The organism is Stutzerimonas stutzeri, assembly GCF_009789555.1.
GTDB lineage: Bacteria > Pseudomonadota > Gammaproteobacteria > Pseudomonadales > Pseudomonadaceae > Stutzerimonas > Stutzerimonas stutzeri_R.
In genome coordinates, this window is sequence record NZ_CP046902.1 from 2,471,354 (window position 1) to 2,488,885 (window position 17,532).

Here is a 17,532-nt window from a genome sequence, read left to right on the forward strand (position 1 = left end):
TGGACTGGCGGACCCGCCATTGAAGGCTGTCCTTGACTGGACGGTGGGTCAAGTTTCAGCGACAGCGCCCCTCTGGGCTATCGCATGCGCGACGCAGCACTCCGACGGAGTCTGGTCGCAACGATGAATTTTGCCGGTGCGTGCAGTCGTTACGCGCGGGACTGACAAGCTGTGGAGAATAAAAGCATGAGCAACTGGCTGGTAGACAAGCTGATCCCTTCGATCATGCGCTCGGAAACGCAGAAGAGCTCAGTGCCCGAAGGCCTGTGGCACAAGTGCCCATCTTGCGAGGCGGTCCTGTATCGCCCGGAGCTGGAGAAGACGCTGGATGTCTGCCCGAAGTGTCAGCATCACATGCGCATCGATGCGCGCACGCGCCTGGACATCTTTCTCGATAAGGAAGGGCGCGAAGAGATCGCCGCTGAACTCGAGCCTGTCGACCGGCTGAAGTTTCGTGACAGCAAGAAGTACAAGGACCGTCTCTCCGCTGCGCAGAAGCAGACCGGGGAAAAAGATGCATTGATCGCCATGAGTGGGACCCTGATGCGCATGCCGGTGGTGGCGTGTGCATTCGAATTCTCGTTCATGGGCGGCTCCATGGGCGCGATCGTTGGCGAGCGCTTCGTCCGTGCCGCCAACGTTGCGCTGGAACAGCGCTGCCCTCTGGTCTGCTTCGCCGCATCCGGTGGCGCGCGGATGCAGGAGGCGCTGATCTCGCTGATGCAGATGGCCAAGACCTCCGCGGTGCTGGCCCGGATGCGCGAAGAAGGGCTGCCGTTCATTTCCGTCCTGACCGATCCGGTGTATGGCGGTGTTTCGGCAAGCCTGGCCATGCTGGGCGACGTCATCGTCGCCGAGCCCAAGGCGTTGATCGGCTTTGCCGGACCGCGCGTGATCGAGCAGACCGTGCGCGAGAAGCTGCCTGAGGGATTCCAGCGCAGCGAGTTCCTGCTTGACCACGGCGCCATCGACCTGATCATCCCGCGTGCCGAGCTGCGTGCTCGCCTGTCGCGTCTCCTGGCGCAGCTGCAGCAGCTGCCGACACCCACCGAGCCGGCATTGGTGACGGCCGGCGCATGACCCGGCGGAGCCTGCAGGACTGGCTCGAGTACCTCGAGCAGCTGCATCCGACTGCCATCGACATGGGCCTTGATCGCTGCCGTGCGGTGGCGACCCGGCTTGGACTCAGCCGTCCGGCACCTCAGGTCGTCACCGTCACCGGCACCAATGGCAAAGGGTCGACCTGCGCATTCATCGCGCAGATGTTCACCGAGCAGGGCAAAACGGTGGGCGTCTACAGCTCCCCGCATCTTTTGCGCTACAACGAGCGTGTGCGCCTCAACGGCGTGGACGCCAGCGACGAAGCGCTCTGCGACGCCTTCGAGGCAGTTGAGCGCGCTCGTGGCTCCGTGTCCTTGACCTATTTCGAGATGGGTACGCTCGCGGCGTTCTGGCTGTTCGAGCGTGAGGCGCTGGATGCCGTCGTGCTTGAAGTCGGGCTCGGTGGTCGTCTCGATGCGGTGAACCTGGTCGACGCCGACGTGGCGGTGGTCACCAACATCGGCCTGGATCATGCCGAGTGGCTGGGTACCACCCGCGAAAGCGTGGCGTTCGAGAAGGCTGGCATATTCCGCACTGCAAGGCCTGCCGTCTGCGGCGACCGCTCGCCGCCGGACTCCCTCCTTGAAGTGGCCGCCGGGTCCGGGGTGCCGTTATGGGTGCGTGGCCGCGATTTCGATCTGGTGAAAGAAGCAGGCTGCTGGCACTGGCATGGCAAGGACAGGGCGGGTGAGGCGCTTCGACTGCCGAACCTGCCCCTGCTTGGGTTGCCGCTGGAGAACGCGGCGGTGGCGTTGCAGGCGTTTGTCCTGATCGAACCCTGCTGGCATCCGCAGCGGCTGGTCGAGGCGTTGTGCAAGACCCGGGTCACCGGCCGCCTGGATCGTCGGACGATTCGCTGGCGGGGGCGTGACCTGACGATATTGCTCGATGTCGGTCACAACCCCCACGCAGCGACCTATCTGGCCGGACAGCTCCAACAACAGCGCATCGCGGGTCGTCGACTCGCGGTGTTCGGCTTGTTGGCTGACAAGGATCTGTCCGGCGTGATCGACCCCTTGTTGCCGGTCGTCGATGCCTGGGCGGTCGCGCCGTTGGCCACGCCTCGCTCCCGTTCTGCAGATGAGTTGAGTTTGGCATTGCTGGAACGGGGCGCGACCGTCACTATCTACCCGGAAATATCAGAAGCCCTCGAACGGCAGTGCGATCAGGCGATCGAGGGGGACGAGATCGTGCTGTTCGGATCTTTTTATTGCGTGGCCGAGGCGCTGAACTGGCTCGAGCGGCACGCGGCGAATGGAGGGTATGGACGTGGTGGATAGAGGATTGATGCAGCGTATCGTCGGTGCGCTGGTGCTGGTAGCCCTGGCGGTGATATTCGTTCCGATGCTGTTCAATCGTGAAGATGCCGGCCGTCAGGTGGCCGTGGATGCGCCGCCGATGCCCGATACGCCGGTTGCGCCCGTGATCGAAACGCAGCCTGTGGAGGTTCCCGAGCCGCAGGCCGAGCCCTTCCCAGAGTCGTTCGAGATCATCGAGGAAGGCCCCTCGGCCGAGGCCGAGGCTCCGTCCGCGCCGATCACACCTGCCCCCGTTGAGCCGCAACCCGCCCCGGTGCCGCCTGGACCTGCGGCTGTTCAGTCACCCCCGGTCGAGCCGGCTACAGCGCCAGAACAGCGGCTGGATACGGCCAATCTTCCGGTAAGCTGGTCGGTGCAGTTGGCCAGCCTGTCCAGCCGGGAGAACGCCGAGAAGCTTCAGAAAACACTGCGTGCCCAAGGCTATAACGCCTATATCCGTACCGCCGAGGGCATGAATCGCGTCTTTGTCGGACCGCTCGTGGAGCGGGCCGAAGCCAATCGCCTGCGCGACCAGTTGCAGCGCCAGCAGAAACTGAACGGGTTCGTGGTGCGATTCAAGCCTGAGCAGGGTTGAGTCTGTTGCGACGTCACGCCCGTCGCCGGGGGTTCCGCTCATCCGCCCGCTAGCGCGCGAATGCGTGGTTACTCCCTGGCGGGCGCTCTGCTAAAATACGCCGCCTTTCTCCTTTGCAGGAAACCCTGTGACGCTCACCTGGGTCGATTGGGCGTTTATCGCCGTTGTGGTCATCTCCAGCCTGATCAGCTTGAAGCGCGGTTTCGTCAAGGAAGCGCTTTCCCTGCTCACCTGGATCATTGCCGGTGTGGTCGCCTGGATGTTCGGCGGTGCGCTGTCGCACCATCTTGCCGAATACATCAGCACGCCATCCTTTCAAGTCATCGCGGCATGCGTGATCTTGTTCGTCGTGACCTTGCTGGTCGGCGCATTGGTGAACTTCCTGATCGGGGAGCTGGTACGGGTGACGGGCCTTTCCGGCACGGATCGCTTTCTCGGCATGGTGTTCGGCGCGGCGCGAGGCGGGTTGCTGGTCGTGGTGCTGGTGGGGCTTCTCAGCCTTGCGCCTGTACAGCAGGACCCCTGGTGGCGTGAATCGACATTGCTGCCGCATTTTCTGTTGGTCGCCGACTGGTCGAAGAACCTGATCCTCGGGTTCGGAAGCCAATGGGTGGCCGGCTCGCTCGATGCTTCCGGCTAAGACGAGCATTTTTACAACGGGTGTGCCGAAGGCTTTCGAGTCGGGGTCATGTCCGGATCAGCCTGTAATAACTGAGAGGTTCCTTGCATGTGTGGCATTGTCGGCATCGTCGGTAAGTCGAACGTCAATCAGGCGTTGTATGACGCGCTTACCGTACTGCAACACCGCGGGCAGGATGCGGCCGGTATCGTGACCAGCGACGGCGGCAAGCTGTTTCTGCGCAAGGACAACGGGCTGGTTCGCGACGTCTTCCAGCAGCGGCATATGCAACGGCTGGTCGGCAACATGGGCATCGGTCATGTGCGTTATCCCACCGCCGGCAGCTCCAGTTCGGCGGAAGCGCAGCCGTTCTACGTGAACTCGCCCTACGGGATTACCCTGGCGCATAACGGCAACCTGACCAACGTCGACCAGTTGACCAAGGAAATCTACGAGTCGGACCTGCGTCACGTGAACACCAATTCCGACTCGGAAGTGCTGCTCAACGTCTTCGCGCACGAACTGGCGGTGCGCGGCAAGCTGCAGCCCACCGAGGAAGACGTGTTCGCCGCTGTGGCCAAGGTGCACGAGCGTTGCGTAGGCGGCTATGCGGTGGTGGCGATGGTGACCGGCTACGGGATCGTCGGCTTCCGCGATCCGCATGCCATCCGCCCCATCGTGTTCGGCCAGCGTCACACGGAGCAAGGCGTCGAGTACATGATCGCATCCGAAAGCGTCGCGCTGGACGTGCTGGGCTTCTCGCTGATTCGCGACCTGGCGCCGGGCGAGGCCGTTTACATCACGGTGGACGGCAAGCTGCATACCCGCCAGTGCGCACCGAATCCTCACTATGCGCCCTGCATCTTCGAACACGTCTACCTGGCCCGTTCCGATTCCCTGATGGACGGGGTCTCGGTATACAAGGCGCGGCTGCGGATGGGTGAGAAGCTCGCCGACAAGATCCTGCGCGAGCGCCCGGACCACGATATCGACGTGGTCATCCCCATCCCCGACACCAGCCGTACGGCCGCACTGGAGCTGGCCAACCGCCTGGGTGTGAAATTCCGCGAGGGCTTCGTCAAGAATCGGTACATCGGTCGAACCTTCATCATGCCGGGCCAGGCGGCGCGCAAGAAGTCCGTGCGGCAGAAGCTCAATGCCATCGACCTGGAGTTCCGCGGCAAGAACGTCATGCTGGTGGACGACTCCATCGTCCGCGGCACGACCTGCAAGCAGATCATCCAGATGGCACGTGAAGCCGGCGCGAAGAACGTTTATTTCTGCTCCGCCGCGCCCGCGGTCCGCTATCCGAACGTCTACGGCATCGACATGCCCAGCGCGCACGAACTGATCGCGCATAACCGCAGTACCGAAGAGGTGGCGGAGTTGATCGGCGCCGATTGGCTGGTCTATCAGGATCTGCCTGATCTGATCGATGCCGTCGGTGGCGGCAAGGTCAAGATCGAGCATTTCGACTGCGCGGTGTTCGACGGCAAATACGTCACCGGCGATATCGACGACGTCTATCTGCACAAGATCGAGCAGGCTCGCAACGACGTGAGCAAGAACAAGGGCGTCGCAGGCAGCGCCATTATCGACCTCTACAACAACTGATCGACAATTTGGCGGCGGTGCCGCCTCGGCTCAGGGTGGAAATGATTATGACAACCGACTGGGACGCAGGCCGGCTGGACAGTGATTTGTCCGGCGCAGGCATGGATACGCTGGCCGTTCGTGCAGGCCAGCATCGCTCGCCCGAGGGCGAGCATAGCGAACCGCTGTTCTTCACCTCCAGCTACGTGTTCCGCAGTGCCGCGGACGCCGCCGCGCGTTTTGCCGGTGAAGTGCCGGGCAATGTCTACTCGCGCTATACCAACCCCACCGTGCGGGCGTTCGAGGAGCGCATCGCCGCCATGGAAGGGGCCGAGCAGGCCGTGGCCACTGCCTCCGGCATGGCCGCGATCCTGGCGACGGTCATGAGCCTGTGCTCGGCTGGCGATCATGTCCTGGTTTCGCGGAGCGTCTTTGGCGCGACGGTTTCGTTGTTCGAGAAGTACCTGAAGCGCTTCGGTCTGGAAGTCGATTACGTTCCGCTTACCGAGGTGGCCGTCTGGGAGCCGGCGTTCAAGTCCAACACCCGGCTGGTCTTCGTCGAATCGCCTTCGAACCCTTTGGCCGAACTGGTCGATATCGAGGCGCTGGCCGAACTCTGCCACGCCAAGGGCGCCCTGCTGGCGGTGGACAATTGCTTCTGCACGCCGGTGCTGCAGCAGCCGCTGGCGCTAGGAGCCGATATCGTCATCCATTCCGCGACCAAGTACATCGACGGCCAGGGCCGTTGCCTGGGCGGTGTGGTGGCTGGTCGCGCCGAGCAGATGAAAGAAGTCGTGGGTTTCCTGCGCACCGCCGGTCCTACGCTGAGCCCCTTCAACGCCTGGGTGTTCCTCAAGGGTCTGGAAACCTTGCGCCTGCGCATGCAGGCCCACTGCGCCAGTGCGCAGGCTCTGGCCGAGTGGCTCGAACAGCAACCGGGCATCGAGAAGGTGTATTACGCCGGCTTGGCAAGCCACCCGCAGCACGCATTGGCCCAGCGCCAGCAGAAAGGCTTTGGCGCGGTGCTGAGCTTCGAAGTGGCCGGTGGCAAGGAGGCGGCATGGCGTTTCATCGATGCGACCCGGCTGATCTCCATCACGGCCAACCTGGGCGACAGCAAGACCACCATCACCCATCCGGGCTCGACCACCCATGGCCGGCTGTCCCCGCAAGAGCGCGCCACCGCGGGTATCCGTGACAGCCTGATCCGCGTAGCGGTGGGCCTGGAAGACGTGGCTGATCTGAAAGCCGATCTCGCTCGCGGGTTGGCGGCGCTCTGATATCCGCGCGGCGACCCCCTGGGGTCGTCTCGCGCATCCCGTTCCGTCAGTTGCCTCCCGCGTCGTAATTCACGACAAAGCCGTCCAGGCGCTGCTCTTCGGCCAGCCGGTCACGCAGCCGGCTGGCTTCCTGTCGCTCATCGACCGGCCCGACGAAGACGCGGTGAGTGCGTCCCGTCGTGCGTATATAGGCATCGAAGCCTTCAGCTCCAAGCTTTTGCTGCAGCGCCGTGGCGCTGTCGCGGTTCTGCAGGCTGGCGATCTGCACCGCCCAGCCGGAACGTATGGAAGATTGCGATAGCGGTTGCGTCTGTGGCGCGGTTGTCTGTGGTGCCCGTTGTGTTGCGGGCGCCTTCGGCACCTCGCGACGCTGCGCCGGTTCGTTGGAGCGCAGGTCGATCGCCGGGGCAGGCTGGCCTTGGCCGTCGAACAGCCGCTCGGGCGTGGCGGGCAGGATGCTCGGGCTGTCGGAACCGGTTTCGATGACCCGGATATCGCTGTACTTCTTGCCGGAAAGCGCCGCCAGTCCCGCGCGATCCCGTATGACCGTCGGCCGCAGGAACACCATCAGGTTGCGCTTGATGTGGGTTTCCTGGGTAGAGCGGAACAGCGCACCCAGCAGTGGGATGTCGCCCAGCAGCGGCACCTTGGAATCGGTACGGGTCACGTCATCCTGAATGAGGCCGCCCAGTACGATTACCTGGCCGTCCTCGGCGAGAATGGTGCTCTTGATCGAACGTTTGTTGGTCACAAGATCGACGGCCTGCGCGGACAAGGATGCCGATGGCGCGATGGTGGAAATCTCCTGTTCGATTTCCAGGCGCAGCGTGGCGCCGTCGTTGATGTGTGGGACCACTTTCAACGTCACGCCAACGTCCTGTCGCTCGATGGTCGTGAACGGGTTGTTGGCCCCGGACGAGTCGGTGGTGTAGCTGCCGGTCTGGAACGGAACGTTCTGCCCGACGAGGATTTCGGCTTCCTGGTTATCCAGTGTCAGCAGGCTGGGTGTCGAGAGCAGGTTGCTTTTGCTGTTGGCCGACAGCGCGGTGATCAAGGCGCCAAAGCTGCGCGTGCCGACGCCGATGATGGCGCCGTCGGGGAGATTGCTGGGTATTTCGTTCTCGTTGATCGCGTTGAGCACGCTGCCGATGGAAATGCCTGTATTGCCAAAGCTGACGCCACCGGCGCCACCGGTACCGCCACGCGCATCGACGGCCCACTGGACGCCGAGCGCGTCCGTGATGTCGCCGGAGACTTCGACGATGGCCGCCTCGACCATCACCTGCGCGCGGGGGATATCGAGCTGGCGGACGATCGACTCGAGGGTACCGATCAGTTCGGGCTCGGCAAGCATGACCAGGGCATTGAGACTTTCGTCGGCGCGGATGAGGATGTCTTGCTGGCGACCGCCCTGAACTTCTCCGTCCTGGGGCGCGGCGAGGCCTTCGGAAATATCGCCAAGGGTTTCGGCCAGGGATTTGGCGTCGTTGTGGCGCAGGCGGATGACCCGAGTGTTGGCTGAGCGGGTGCTCGGTGTGTCGAGTGTTTTAGCCAGGCTGGCAAGCTTCTGTCGCGCCTGTTGGGGGCCGGTGAAGATCAGCCGGTTAGTGCGCGAATCGGCAATGATCTGAGCGCCGGCCGTGTCCCGGGCTTCACCGCGGGCCAGCGTATTGCGCAACACCTCGGCGATATCCACGGCCCAGCCGTATTGCAGGTTGACGACGCTGTGATCGTCGGTCTGGGCACGGTCGAGCTGGCGGACCAGGTCTTCGATGCGTGCGATGTTCGCGCTGCGATCGCTGATGATCAGCGCATTGGCGGAGCCGACGGCGGCGAGATGGCCATATTGCGGGACCAGCGGGCGGATCAATGGAATCAACTCGGTGGCGGAGGTGTGCTGGACCTGAATCACGCGGGTCTCCAGCAGATCGCCACCGGCCGGCCCGCCACCGGCCTCGGATTTCGCTTCGGCGTTGGGCACGATTCGCGTGACTTCGCCCTGGGTCAGCACGCTGTAGCCGTGCGTTGCCATCACCGACAGGAAGAGCTGATAGACCTCAGAGAGCGAGAGCGTCGTCGACGACACCACGCTGACCTGGCCCCTGACTCTGGGATCGACTATGAACGTCTGCCCGGTCAGTTGGCTGATCTGGTCCACGAATGCGCGGATGTCGGCATCCTTCAGGTTGATCGTCCAGCCGTCCTGCTGAGTGTCGCTCGGCTCGATGCCCGGGTCGGCCGCCAGCACAGGCAGGGGAGCGGCGAGCAGGCCGGCGGCGATCAATGCAATGAGAGGGCGGGAGGAAAAATGCAGCATCGGTCAGTTGTCTTCCGTGGGCTGTTCATCGGAGGGCATGGTATCTGGCGGGCTGTTGGCCCCTTCCATCTGTTGGCGGAGTGCTTCCATTTGCTGCTGGAGCATCTCGGCTTGCGGGTCTGGTTGCTCCATTGCCGCAGGTTCACTGTAGTCCGGCAGGTCGTCGGGCACGGCCGTCACGGAACGGACGCTCGGAAAATACAGGCTCTCTACGCGACCGCTTCGCATGACTTCCACTCGGTCCGGGTGCACGCTGTGCAGGGTCACGCCCGTTTCCAGCGCTTGCTCGACCCGGTAAAGCTGCGGCGGCTGCCCGCTGATCTGGATGATGGCCGTGGACTGCGCGGGGTCGGCATGAACGAAGCTTCCCAGCAAGGTTAGATCAGAATTCGATGCGCCGGAGGCGTAAGACGGCCCCTGCGCGGCGGGTGTGCCGAACAGGTTCTCCATGCGTTGCAGATCAGGTGCGACGCCGGCTGGCTGGTTGTTCTGCGCGGTTGCGGCCGTCGGCGCCCGAGTGAGCTGCAACCATTCCCCGACCTGGCCAGCCAGATAGAAACCGAAGAGCACGACGATGATTGCGCTGACAATCAGTGGCGCACGCTGGCGAACGTTCTGCAGGGCTGCGGGGGAAGCCAAGCTAGGCACTCCGTGAGGCTTAAGTGATGACGACAGGACGTAGGGCGCGATATAGCCGGTGCCGATGCCCAGAACGGCCAGCCGTTCTGGCAGTCTAGTCCGGGACCATGACAAAGAAGCACCTGAGGGTGCCAGTGCAACTGACTGTTTTTCAGGCAAAAGGTGCCCAACGGACAGTCAATCTTCGGAATGATTGCAAGTGGCCGTTATTTTTTCGTAAAAATGCGCCTCGCGCTGTTGACTTGGTTGGGGTGGATGCGTAAATTGCGCGCCTCGCAAGGCGATCAGCCGGTCACTACAACGGTTGGCTACTGCTTGATTGCAGGCCTTGCGATTCGGACGAAAGTCCGGCCGACGCGCAGCGGTAGTTCAGTCGGTTAGAATACCGGCCTGTCACGCCGGGGGTCGCGGGTTCGAGTCCCGTCCGCTGCGCCATACTCTGCTTCAAGCCAACTGAACGGCTGGGAGCCTCGCTGAAAGCGGCCTTATGGCCGCTTTTTTCGTTTCTGCTGCGTCTTTCCGACGGCCCTGCGCACTGTCAGCGCACCCTCTCGACAGCCCTCACTGTCCCGGTTTCAGGCCGATTCCAATGCCTCGGCCGGATCGTACAACGAACCTTCCCGCCAGCCATCTCGCCCGCGGCGCCAGATCGCTGGCGTATCGTTGCGCAGTCTTGCGGCCCGCTATGCGCGGCAACCGGTCGCTGAAACAGGTCGCACCCTTGCGCTTTCCCGCTGTCACTAATGCGTGACAATATCAACAGGCCAGGGGCAGGCGGCTAACTGACGAGGGGTCTTTAATGTTCGGTTTGGAAGCTCTTGAGCTTGCGCGGATCCAATTCGCTTTCACCATCTCCTTTCACATCATCTTTCCGGCGATCACCATCGGACTGGCGAGTTTTCTCGCCGTACTGGAAGGGTTGTGGTTGAAGACCAAGCGCCAGGTGTATCGCGACCTGTACCACTTCTGGCTGAAGATATTCGCCGTCAACTTCGGTATGGGCGTGGTATCGGGCATCGTCATGGCGTACCAGTTCGGCACCAACTGGAGCGCCTATTCAGAGTTCGCCGGCAGCGTGACCGGGCCGTTGCTGGCATATGAGGTGCTGACGGCGTTCTTCCTCGAAGCGGGGTTCCTCGGTGTCATGCTGTTTGGCTGGAACCGTGTCGGCCCCGGGCTGCACTTCTTTTCCACCATAATGGTGGCCGTCGGCACCTTGATCTCGACATTCTGGATCCTGGCCTCCAACAGCTGGATGCACACTCCGCAGGGCCACGAGATCATCGATGGCATCGTGGTGCCCGTAGACTGGTTCGCGATCATCTTCAACCCGTCGTTCCCTTACCGGCTGACACACATGGCGATTGCGGCGTTCCTCGCCACGGCGTTCATGGTGGGTGCTTCGGCAGCCTGGCATCTGTTGCGAGGACGCGACAACCCGGCGGTGCGCAAGATGCTGTCCATGGCGATGTGGATGGCGTTGCTGGTGGCACCGATCCAGGCCGTGGTCGGGGATTTCCATGGGCTGAACACGCTCGAACACCAGCCGGCGAAGATCGCAGCGATGGAGGGGCATTGGGACAATTCGTCCGGCGAGCCAACGCCGTTGCTGTTGTTCGGCTGGCCAGACATGGAGCGCGAGGAAACGCGATTCAAGGTGGAAATCCCTTACCTGGGTAGCCTGATTCTCAAACACAGCCTGACCGAGCCCATACCAGCGCTCAAGGATTTCCCTCCCGAGGACAGGCCCAACTCGACCATCGTGTTCTGGACCTTCCGCATCATGGTCGCGCTGGGCTTTCTGATGATTTTTACCGGCCTGTGGAGCCTCTTGCTGCGCCGCAGCGGGAGGCTGTACCAGTCGCGGGCTTTCTTGCGATTGGCGCTGTGCATGGGCCCGTCTGGAATCATCGCGATTCTGGCCGGCTGGTTCACCACCGAGATCGGTCGGCAGCCGTGGGTAGTCTATGGGGTGATGAGGACCGCCGATGCCGTTTCCAACCACAGTGCCGAGCAGCTCGGCCTGACGCTGGCAATGTTCGTGCTGATCTATTTCGCGGTGTTCGGCATCGGCTTCGTCTACGTGCTGCGGCTGATCGCGAAAGGGCCGGTGACCAACGAGGGCAACGAGAAGGGCGCTGGAGGTCCTGGCGAAAAACGGACGCCGATGCGGCCGATTTCGGCGGCTGACGAGGCGATTCCCCACGAACACGGCGATCAACTGGGCGAGAGGAATTGAATATGGGCGTCGATCTTTCGCTGATCTGGGCCGTCATCATCATCTTCGGCATCATGATGTACGTCGTCATGGACGGCTTCGATCTGGGCATCGGGATTCTGTTTCCGTTCCTGGCCGACAGCTCCGAGCGTGACGTGGCGATGAATACCGTGGCGCCGATCTGGGACGGCAACGAAACCTGGCTGGTATTGGGCGGCGCCGGTCTGTTCGCCGCGTTCCCGCTGGCCTATTCAGTCGTGCTATCGGCGCTGTACCTGCCGATCATCTTCATGCTGATGGGGCTGATCTTCCGCGGTGTCGCATTCGAGTTCCGTTTCAAGGCGAGCGCTCCGCGCCAGCATATCTGGGACAAGGCGTTCATCGGAGGCTCGCTGGCGGCAACGTTTTTCCAGGGCGTTGCCCTGGGGGCGTTCATACATGGGTTTCCGGTCGCGGATCGTGCCTATGCCGGAGGCGCGCTGGATTGGCTGACGCCATTCTCGGTGTTCTGCGGTCTCGCCCTGATCGTCGCTTATGCCTTGCTCGGCTGTACCTGGCTGATCATGAAAACCAGTGGCGACTTGCAGCGGCGCATGCATGACATCGGCACTCCGCTGGTCTGGGCCGTACTGGCAGTAACCGGCATCGTGAGCATCTGGACGCCACTGACGCACCCGGACATCGCCGAGCGCTGGTTCAGCATGCCGAATCTGTTGCTGTTCATGCCGGTCCCGATCCTCGTGCTGTTGTGTACGTTCGGGCTGTTGCGATCGATTGCGCGCAACGCCCATTATTCGCCGTTCCTCTATACGCTGGCGTTGATCTTCCTCGGCTACAGTGGCCTGGGCATCAGCCTCTGGCCGAATATCATTCCGCCATCGGTCAGCATCTGGGACGCCGCTTCGCCCCCGCAGAGCCAAGGATTTACCTTGGTCGGGGCGCTGCTGATCATTCCGCTGATCCTGATGTACACCGCCTGGAGCTATTACGTGTTCCGCGGCAAAGTCAGCGCTGAAGATGGCTACCATTGAGTGGGTCTCGTTATGGAGCCAGATATGCAGAAAAAGCACGAAAGCAGTGCGCCTGGACCGAAACCCTTGTGGCAGCGCATGACATGGCTCGTGCTGATCTGGTCGGCAAGTGTGCTGCTGCTGGGGGTGGTGGCCTGGATGCTGCGTCAGTTCATGACGGCTGCGGGGCTGGCGACGCCATGACCCCCGTGGCCGCCGCTGGGCCGCAGAGCGTGGCGGGTGCGGCGATTCGGCGCGTTGTGGTGTCCTGGGGGTTGGGCTATTTAATCAACCGGCCAGGGAGGTGCTTCATGGTTCCGTCATGTAGCCGCGTTAGCCTGGATGGCATGGACTTTGTTAGTGCTGTGGCAGGCGCGTGAGAAGGCGCGCCTCGATGGCCCGGCCTTCCCCCAGCAAGAGGACGTTCCAATGGATGACTACCAAGACGAAATACTCGAATGGCACGCCGCGGAGCAGGACAGCCCGGAGCCGGCTGAAGACGCCTTCGAGCTCTAGCGGCGACAAATCACTCGGCGCGCCGCTGTGCGCGCCGATACTCGCCGGGCGTCTGCCCGCTCCAGCGCTTGAACGCGCGCTGAAACGCTTCCGCTGAAGAAAACCCCAATAGCCAGGCTATCTCGCCGAAAGCCGATTCGGTATCCCGGATGTAGGCCATCGCCAGGTCGCGGCGCGTGTCATTGAGAATGACCCGGTAGCTGGTGCCTTCTTCCTCGAGTTTTCGACGCAGCGTCCAGGTCGGCAATTGCAGGCGATTGGCGATCTGCTGCAGGTCCGGCTCCTGTCCCTTCAGCATTGGTCCGAGAATCTGCGTGACCCGTTCGCGCAGGCTGCGCGTACGGGTGCGCTGTTCCAGTTCCGCCTCGCAGAGTTCCAACAGCTGGCGCCAGGTGCCAGGGCAGTGCTCCGGGTTGCGCAGTGCCAGCGTGGCCCGGTCCAGGCGCAGTTGATTGTGTTCGGCGGCGAACTCCACGGGCCGACTGAACAGGGCCTCGTAACAGGCCGCGTAGGCGGGTCGTTCGAATTCGATATGGACTGCGACGGGCACCAGCGCACGAGCCGCCACGGTGCTCAGCTGGGTGATCCAGCTGGCCAGTACCGTATCCACGACAAAGCGGTTGTAGCTGTTGTAAGGGCTGATCGAATAGAACCGCAACCAGGCGCCCTCGGTATCTTCGCGCATTGCCGAGGCGCCACGGTAGTTGGACGCGTAGAGCGGCTCGTAGCGAATCAGCACACGCGCTGCTTCACGCACCGTCGGCGCCTGGGCCGAGGTCACGCCTACCAGGCCGAGGTGGCCCGCCTTGCGCAATCGCCCCATCTCGAGGCCGAGGCTCTGATCGCCGGTCAGCTGTATGGCGGCGTGCCCGAGGCGCATGTAACGCGGTATCGACAGGCGCGCGCGAGGCTCGGAAAGACGTGCCGGGTCCAGGCCGTAGGCGTCCAGCAGCGGCTGCGGATCGATCTGTTTTTCCTGCAGGGCACTGCTCAGGCTGTGCACGAAGCCAACCGAGAGATCGCCAAGGCGTACCCGCTGACGGTTCATGGCGGCTCCGGTAGCCAGACGTTGTCCAGTTGCACGGGCTCGCTGTGGTGTCGCCGGGCCGGCCGTCGGGGCGATCCGAGCAGATTCCAGGGCAGCCCAAGGGTACGAACTTCGATGCGCGGCAGTGTGCTGGACGGCCCCTCGTTGGTCGTGCAGCTGAGGGAGATATCGTCACGTGCGCCCGGCACCACGATCAGTTCGGCCTCGGCAGGAGGTGGGCGGGTATAGCCATCGCAGCCAATCAGCACGCTCAGGCGCCCGGCGGGTGTCGACAAGGCCGGCGATGGCGCGTCTGGGGCCTTGCTGTAGCGGCGTTCATAGCGACTAAGCGCCATCTTGTATTGCAACGGGCCAATCGGTTCGCCATTGGCTGCAAAGCTCAGGCTGACCTGCCTGAGCGGACCGTCGCCGATCAGCACGCGCCCGTTTTCCAGGCGCGGTTCGGGAAGCACGATGGACCCGGCGACCAGGGTTACACCATAGTCGCGCGCGAGCCCGCCGAAGATGTACTGGTAATCCTCGGCCATCTGCCGTCCCTTGATCTTCAGAACGGCCTCGGTACGACGGTCATCGCCCTGGTGATCGAGCAGGGCGCGCAGGTAGTCCCATGGGTTGCTCAGTGCCATCCACTGCATCGCGTCGCGCAAGGTACGTGCTTGCTGCACTTCAAGCTTTTCGCCAAGCGCAAACAGCCCCGTGCCGACATGCTCGGGCAGCACCACCACCGTGCGCGGCCCCAACAGACCGGCGTCACGTGCCTGATCCAGATAGGTCGTGAACTTGAGCTGCAGGCGCTCCCTGCTCTGGTAGTCAGCCGGCATCAAACGCGTTTGCACGGCGAGCAGGTTTCCCGCCGTACCCGGTTGCCCCTGGCTGTTGATCGGCAATGTGCGCAGGTCGGACAACAGCGGTCCGCTGCGCCGATCACGTGTCCAGTCCAGATAGATGATGAGCGCGGTGAGGGCGAGAACCGTCAGGCCGAGCGGTTTGATGTAGCTGCGCATGGATAGATATAGGCAAGGCGTGTGCGCAGAGACTAGGCACAAGGCGGTTGGTTGCCAAGCTTTTTTGCGCACTTGGGTCAGGCAGTTGTCAGTTACGATCATTGAGCGAGCCGCACTGCCTGTTTATCGTCGCAGCATAGTGACCACGACCCCAGGAGGCGTGGCGATCCAACCGCTGACAAGGGCACTAGGCCCGTGCCGCCTGATCGAGGAACGAACATGACCGCTTTTCCGCACCTGCTGGCTCCGCTGGACCTGGGCTTTACGACCCTGCGCAACCGTACCCTGATGGGCTCGATGCACACCGGGCTCGAGGAGATGCCGAACGGCTTCGAGCGCATGGCTGCGTTCTTTGCCGAGCGGGCCCGCGGTGGCGTTGGCCTGATCGTCACTGGTGGTGTGGGGCCCAACGAAGAGGGCTCGGTGCGCGCGGGTGCCGCCAAGTTGTCTACCCGTGAAGAGGCCGACGAACACAAGGTGGTCACACAGGCCGTCCATGAGGCGGGCGGCAAGATCTGCATGCAGATTCTTCACGCCGGCCGTTACGCCTACAGTCCGCAGCTGGTCGCGCCCAGCGCCATCCAGGCGCCCATCAATCCCTTCACGCCTCGCGCGCTGGATGAGGAGGGGATCGAAAAGCAGATTCGCGACTTCGCCAATTGCGCCAGCCTGGCCCAGCAGGCCGGCTATGACGGTGTCGAGATCATGGGGTCGGAAGGCTACTTCATCAACCAGTTCCTAGTTGCGCACACCAATCACCGCAGCGACCGCTGGGGCGGCAGCTACGAAAACCGCATGCGGTTGCCAGTAGAGATCGTACGCCGCGTGCGGGCTGCCGTGGGGCCCGCGTTCATTATCATTTATCGCCTGTCGATGCTCGATCTGATGGAAGGCGGCAGTACCTGGGATGAAGTGGTGCAGCTGGCCAAGGCCATCGAACAGGCCGGCGCGACGCTGATCAATACCGGCATCGGCTGGCACGAGGCGCGCATCCCGACCATCGCCACCAAGGTACCGCGGGCGGCCTTCACCAAGGTGACCGCCAAGCTGAGGGGTGAAGTCGGTATCCCGCTGGTGACCACCAACCGGATCAACACGCCGGAGGTCGCCGAGCAGGTGCTGGCAGAGGGAGATGCCGACATGGTGTCGATGGCGCGTCCATTCCTGGCCGATCCGGATTTCGTCAACAAGGCCGCCGCCGATCGCAGCGATACCATCAATACCTGCATTGGCTGCAATCAGGCCTGCCTCGACCATACCTTTGGTGGAAAGCTCACCACCTGCCTGGTCAACCCGCGTGCCTGCTATGAAACCGAGCTGAACTACATCCCCACCGCAACGGTGAAGCGGATCGCCGTGGTGGGTGCTGGCCCGGCGGGTCTGGCAGCCGCGACCGTGGCGGCCGAACGTGGCCACCAAGTGACCTTGTTCGATTCGGCCAGCGAGATCGGCGGCCAGTTCAACGTTGCCAAACGCGTCCCGGGCAAGGAGGAGTTCAATGAAACCCTGCGCTATTTCAACAGCAAGCTCGAAAGCACGGCGGTCGATGTGCGTCTGAACACCCGGGTCAGTGCGGCGGATTTGCTGGCCGGTGGCTATGACGAAATCATTCTCGCCACCGGCATCGCGCCGCGCACCCCGGAAATACCGGGCATCGAACATCCGATGGTGATCGGCTATCTCGATGCGATCCTGCAACGCAAGCCGGTGGGGCAGCGCGTCGCCGTGATCGGTGCCGGGGGGATCGGCTTCGATGTGGCGGAGTTCATCACCCACCAGGGCCAGTCGACCAGCCTGGACCGGGAAGCGTTCTGGAAGGAGTGGGGCATCGACCTCGCACTCGAGGCGCGAGGGGGTGTCGCGGGCGTCAAGCCGGAACCGCACGCCCCGGCGCGTCAGGTCTACCTGCTGCAGCGCAAGAAGTCGAAGGTCGGCAACGGCCTGGGCAAGACGACCGGCTGGATTCACCGCACCGGTCTGAAGAACAAGCAGGTCCAGATGATCAGCGCAGTGGAGTACCTGAAGATCGACGATCAGGGGCTGCACGTTCGCGTTGCCGAAGGTGAACCGCAGGTGTTGCCGGTCGACAGCGTGATCGTCTGCGCCGGACAGGACCCGTTGCGTGAGCTGCAGGCGGAACTCGAGACAGCGGGCGCCGCTGTTCACCTGATCGGCGGCGCGGATGTTGCCGCCGAGCTGGATGCCAAACGTGCGATCAACCAGGGGTCGCGCCTCGCCGCCGCGATCTGAGTACGCAGGCCCCGCTTCGAGCGGGGCTTTTTTTCACAGGAGTC

Annotated in this window: 15 protein-coding genes and 1 tRNA gene; 12 read left to right on the top strand and 4 right to left on the bottom strand. The window is 63.0% G+C overall.

From position 1 onward, the window contains the following. The first annotated feature begins 186 nt into the window (after positions 1-186). The 6 genes from accD to GQA94_RS11535 all read left to right on the top strand — a co-directional run bounded on the left by accD (position 187) and on the right by GQA94_RS11535 (position 6,486). Positions 187-1,080 carry an acetyl-CoA carboxylase, carboxyltransferase subunit beta gene (accD, locus tag GQA94_RS11510; protein ID WP_158188155.1) on the top strand — a complete coding sequence of 298 codons (894 nt, stop codon included), beginning with the start codon at positions 187-189 and terminating at the stop codon, positions 1,078-1,080. Next, a complete protein-coding gene (folC, locus tag GQA94_RS11515; RefSeq protein ID WP_158188156.1) occupies positions 1,077-2,381 on the top strand; it encodes a bifunctional tetrahydrofolate synthase/dihydrofolate synthase in 1,305 nt (434 codons plus the stop codon). The genes accD and folC overlap by 4 nt, the downstream gene beginning before the upstream one ends. Next, a complete protein-coding gene (locus GQA94_RS11520) occupies positions 2,365-2,994 on the top strand; it encodes an SPOR domain-containing protein (protein WP_199270038.1) in 630 nt (209 codons plus the stop codon). Before folC ends, GQA94_RS11520 begins: the two co-directional genes overlap by 17 nt. Before the next feature lie 127 nt (positions 2,995-3,121). Next, positions 3,122-3,634, top strand: coding sequence for a CvpA family protein (locus GQA94_RS11525; protein WP_158188158.1), 513 nt, complete (start codon positions 3,122-3,124; stop codon positions 3,632-3,634). Positions 3,635-3,721: 87 nt separating this feature from the next. Then, entirely contained in the window at positions 3,722-5,227 is a 1,506-nt protein-coding gene (purF, locus tag GQA94_RS11530) for an amidophosphoribosyltransferase (RefSeq protein WP_158188159.1), read from the top strand. A gap of 47 nt (positions 5,228-5,274) precedes the next feature. Then, positions 5,275-6,486, top strand: a complete 1,212-nt coding sequence (locus tag GQA94_RS11535) for an O-succinylhomoserine sulfhydrylase (protein WP_158188160.1) — start codon at positions 5,275-5,277, stop codon at positions 6,484-6,486. Between the two features lie 46 nt (positions 6,487-6,532). On the opposite strand, the gene gspD is transcribed toward GQA94_RS11535, so the two are convergent. After that, entirely contained in the window at positions 6,533-8,803 is a 2,271-nt protein-coding gene (gspD, locus tag GQA94_RS11540) for a type II secretion system secretin GspD (protein ID WP_158188161.1), read from the bottom strand. A 3-nt stretch (positions 8,804-8,806) separates the two neighbouring features. Continuing rightward, entirely contained in the window at positions 8,807-9,442 is a 636-nt protein-coding gene (locus tag GQA94_RS11545) for a type II secretion system protein N (protein WP_233270150.1), read from the bottom strand. A 358-nt stretch (positions 9,443-9,800) separates the two neighbouring features. Between GQA94_RS11545 and GQA94_RS11550 the strand changes: the two genes are divergently transcribed. The 5 genes from GQA94_RS11550 (at position 9,801) to GQA94_RS11570 (ending at position 13,186) form a co-directional block, all read left to right on the top strand. Then, positions 9,801-9,877 (top strand) — tRNA-Asp (locus GQA94_RS11550). Positions 9,878-10,241: 364 nt separating this feature from the next. Next, positions 10,242-11,681 (top strand): cytochrome ubiquinol oxidase subunit I, encoded by a 1,440-nt coding sequence (locus tag GQA94_RS11555; protein ID WP_158188162.1) that lies wholly within the window; start codon positions 10,242-10,244, stop codon positions 11,679-11,681. Between the two features lie 2 nt (positions 11,682-11,683). Continuing rightward, positions 11,684-12,691, top strand: coding sequence for a cytochrome d ubiquinol oxidase subunit II (gene cydB, locus GQA94_RS11560; protein ID WP_158188163.1), 1,008 nt, complete (start codon positions 11,684-11,686; stop codon positions 12,689-12,691). Positions 12,692-12,715: 24 nt separating this feature from the next. Further along, a complete protein-coding gene (locus tag GQA94_RS11565; protein ID WP_158188164.1) occupies positions 12,716-12,874 on the top strand; it encodes a DUF2474 domain-containing protein in 159 nt (52 codons plus the stop codon). A 138-nt stretch (positions 12,875-13,012) separates the two neighbouring features. Then, on the top strand, positions 13,013-13,186 hold the full coding sequence (locus GQA94_RS11570; protein WP_158188165.1) for a hypothetical protein: 174 nt from the start codon (positions 13,013-13,015) through the stop codon (positions 13,184-13,186). A gap of 10 nt (positions 13,187-13,196) precedes the next feature. Here the strand turns inward: GQA94_RS11570 and GQA94_RS11575 are convergent, their stop codons facing one another. Further along, on the bottom strand, positions 13,197-14,234 hold the full coding sequence (locus GQA94_RS11575; protein ID WP_158188166.1) for an AraC family transcriptional regulator: 1,038 nt from the start codon (positions 14,232-14,234) through the stop codon (positions 13,197-13,199). Then, positions 14,231-15,238, bottom strand: coding sequence for a carbon-nitrogen hydrolase (locus GQA94_RS11580; RefSeq protein ID WP_158188167.1), 1,008 nt, complete (start codon positions 15,236-15,238; stop codon positions 14,231-14,233). Before GQA94_RS11580 ends, GQA94_RS11575 begins: the two co-directional genes overlap by 4 nt. 219 nt (positions 15,239-15,457) lie before the next feature. Here GQA94_RS11580 and GQA94_RS11585 point away from each other — a divergent pair, with 219 nt between their 5' ends. Beyond that, complete coding sequence (locus GQA94_RS11585) at positions 15,458-17,488, top strand: NADPH-dependent 2,4-dienoyl-CoA reductase (RefSeq protein WP_158188168.1); 2,031 nt, start codon at positions 15,458-15,460, stop codon at positions 17,486-17,488. Positions 17,489-17,532: the final 44 nt, after the last annotated feature.

Coding starts and splice junctions, on each gene's coding strand:
- accD (WP_158188155.1), top strand. CDS start 187: ATGAGCAACTGGCTGGTAGACAAGCTGATCCCTTCGATCATGCGCTCG.
- folC (WP_158188156.1), top strand. CDS start 1,077: ATGACCCGGCGGAGCCTGCAGGACTGGCTCGAGTACCTCGAGCAGCTG.
- GQA94_RS11520 (WP_199270038.1), top strand. CDS start 2,365: ATGGACGTGGTGGATAGAGGATTGATGCAGCGTATCGTCGGTGCGCTG.
- purF (WP_158188159.1), top strand. CDS start 3,722: ATGTGTGGCATTGTCGGCATCGTCGGTAAGTCGAACGTCAATCAGGCG.
- GQA94_RS11535 (WP_158188160.1), top strand. CDS start 5,275: ATGACAACCGACTGGGACGCAGGCCGGCTGGACAGTGATTTGTCCGGC.
- gspD (WP_158188161.1), bottom strand. CDS start 8,803: ATGCTGCATTTTTCCTCCCGCCCTCTCATTGCATTGATCGCCGCCGGC.
- GQA94_RS11555 (WP_158188162.1), top strand. CDS start 10,242: ATGTTCGGTTTGGAAGCTCTTGAGCTTGCGCGGATCCAATTCGCTTTC.
- cydB (WP_158188163.1), top strand. CDS start 11,684: ATGGGCGTCGATCTTTCGCTGATCTGGGCCGTCATCATCATCTTCGGC.
- GQA94_RS11565 (WP_158188164.1), top strand. CDS start 12,716: ATGCAGAAAAAGCACGAAAGCAGTGCGCCTGGACCGAAACCCTTGTGG.
- GQA94_RS11570 (WP_158188165.1), top strand. CDS start 13,013: ATGGCATGGACTTTGTTAGTGCTGTGGCAGGCGCGTGAGAAGGCGCGC.
- GQA94_RS11575 (WP_158188166.1), bottom strand. CDS start 14,234: ATGAACCGTCAGCGGGTACGCCTTGGCGATCTCTCGGTTGGCTTCGTG.
- GQA94_RS11580 (WP_158188167.1), bottom strand. CDS start 15,238: ATGCGCAGCTACATCAAACCGCTCGGCCTGACGGTTCTCGCCCTCACC.
- GQA94_RS11585 (WP_158188168.1), top strand. CDS start 15,458: ATGACCGCTTTTCCGCACCTGCTGGCTCCGCTGGACCTGGGCTTTACG.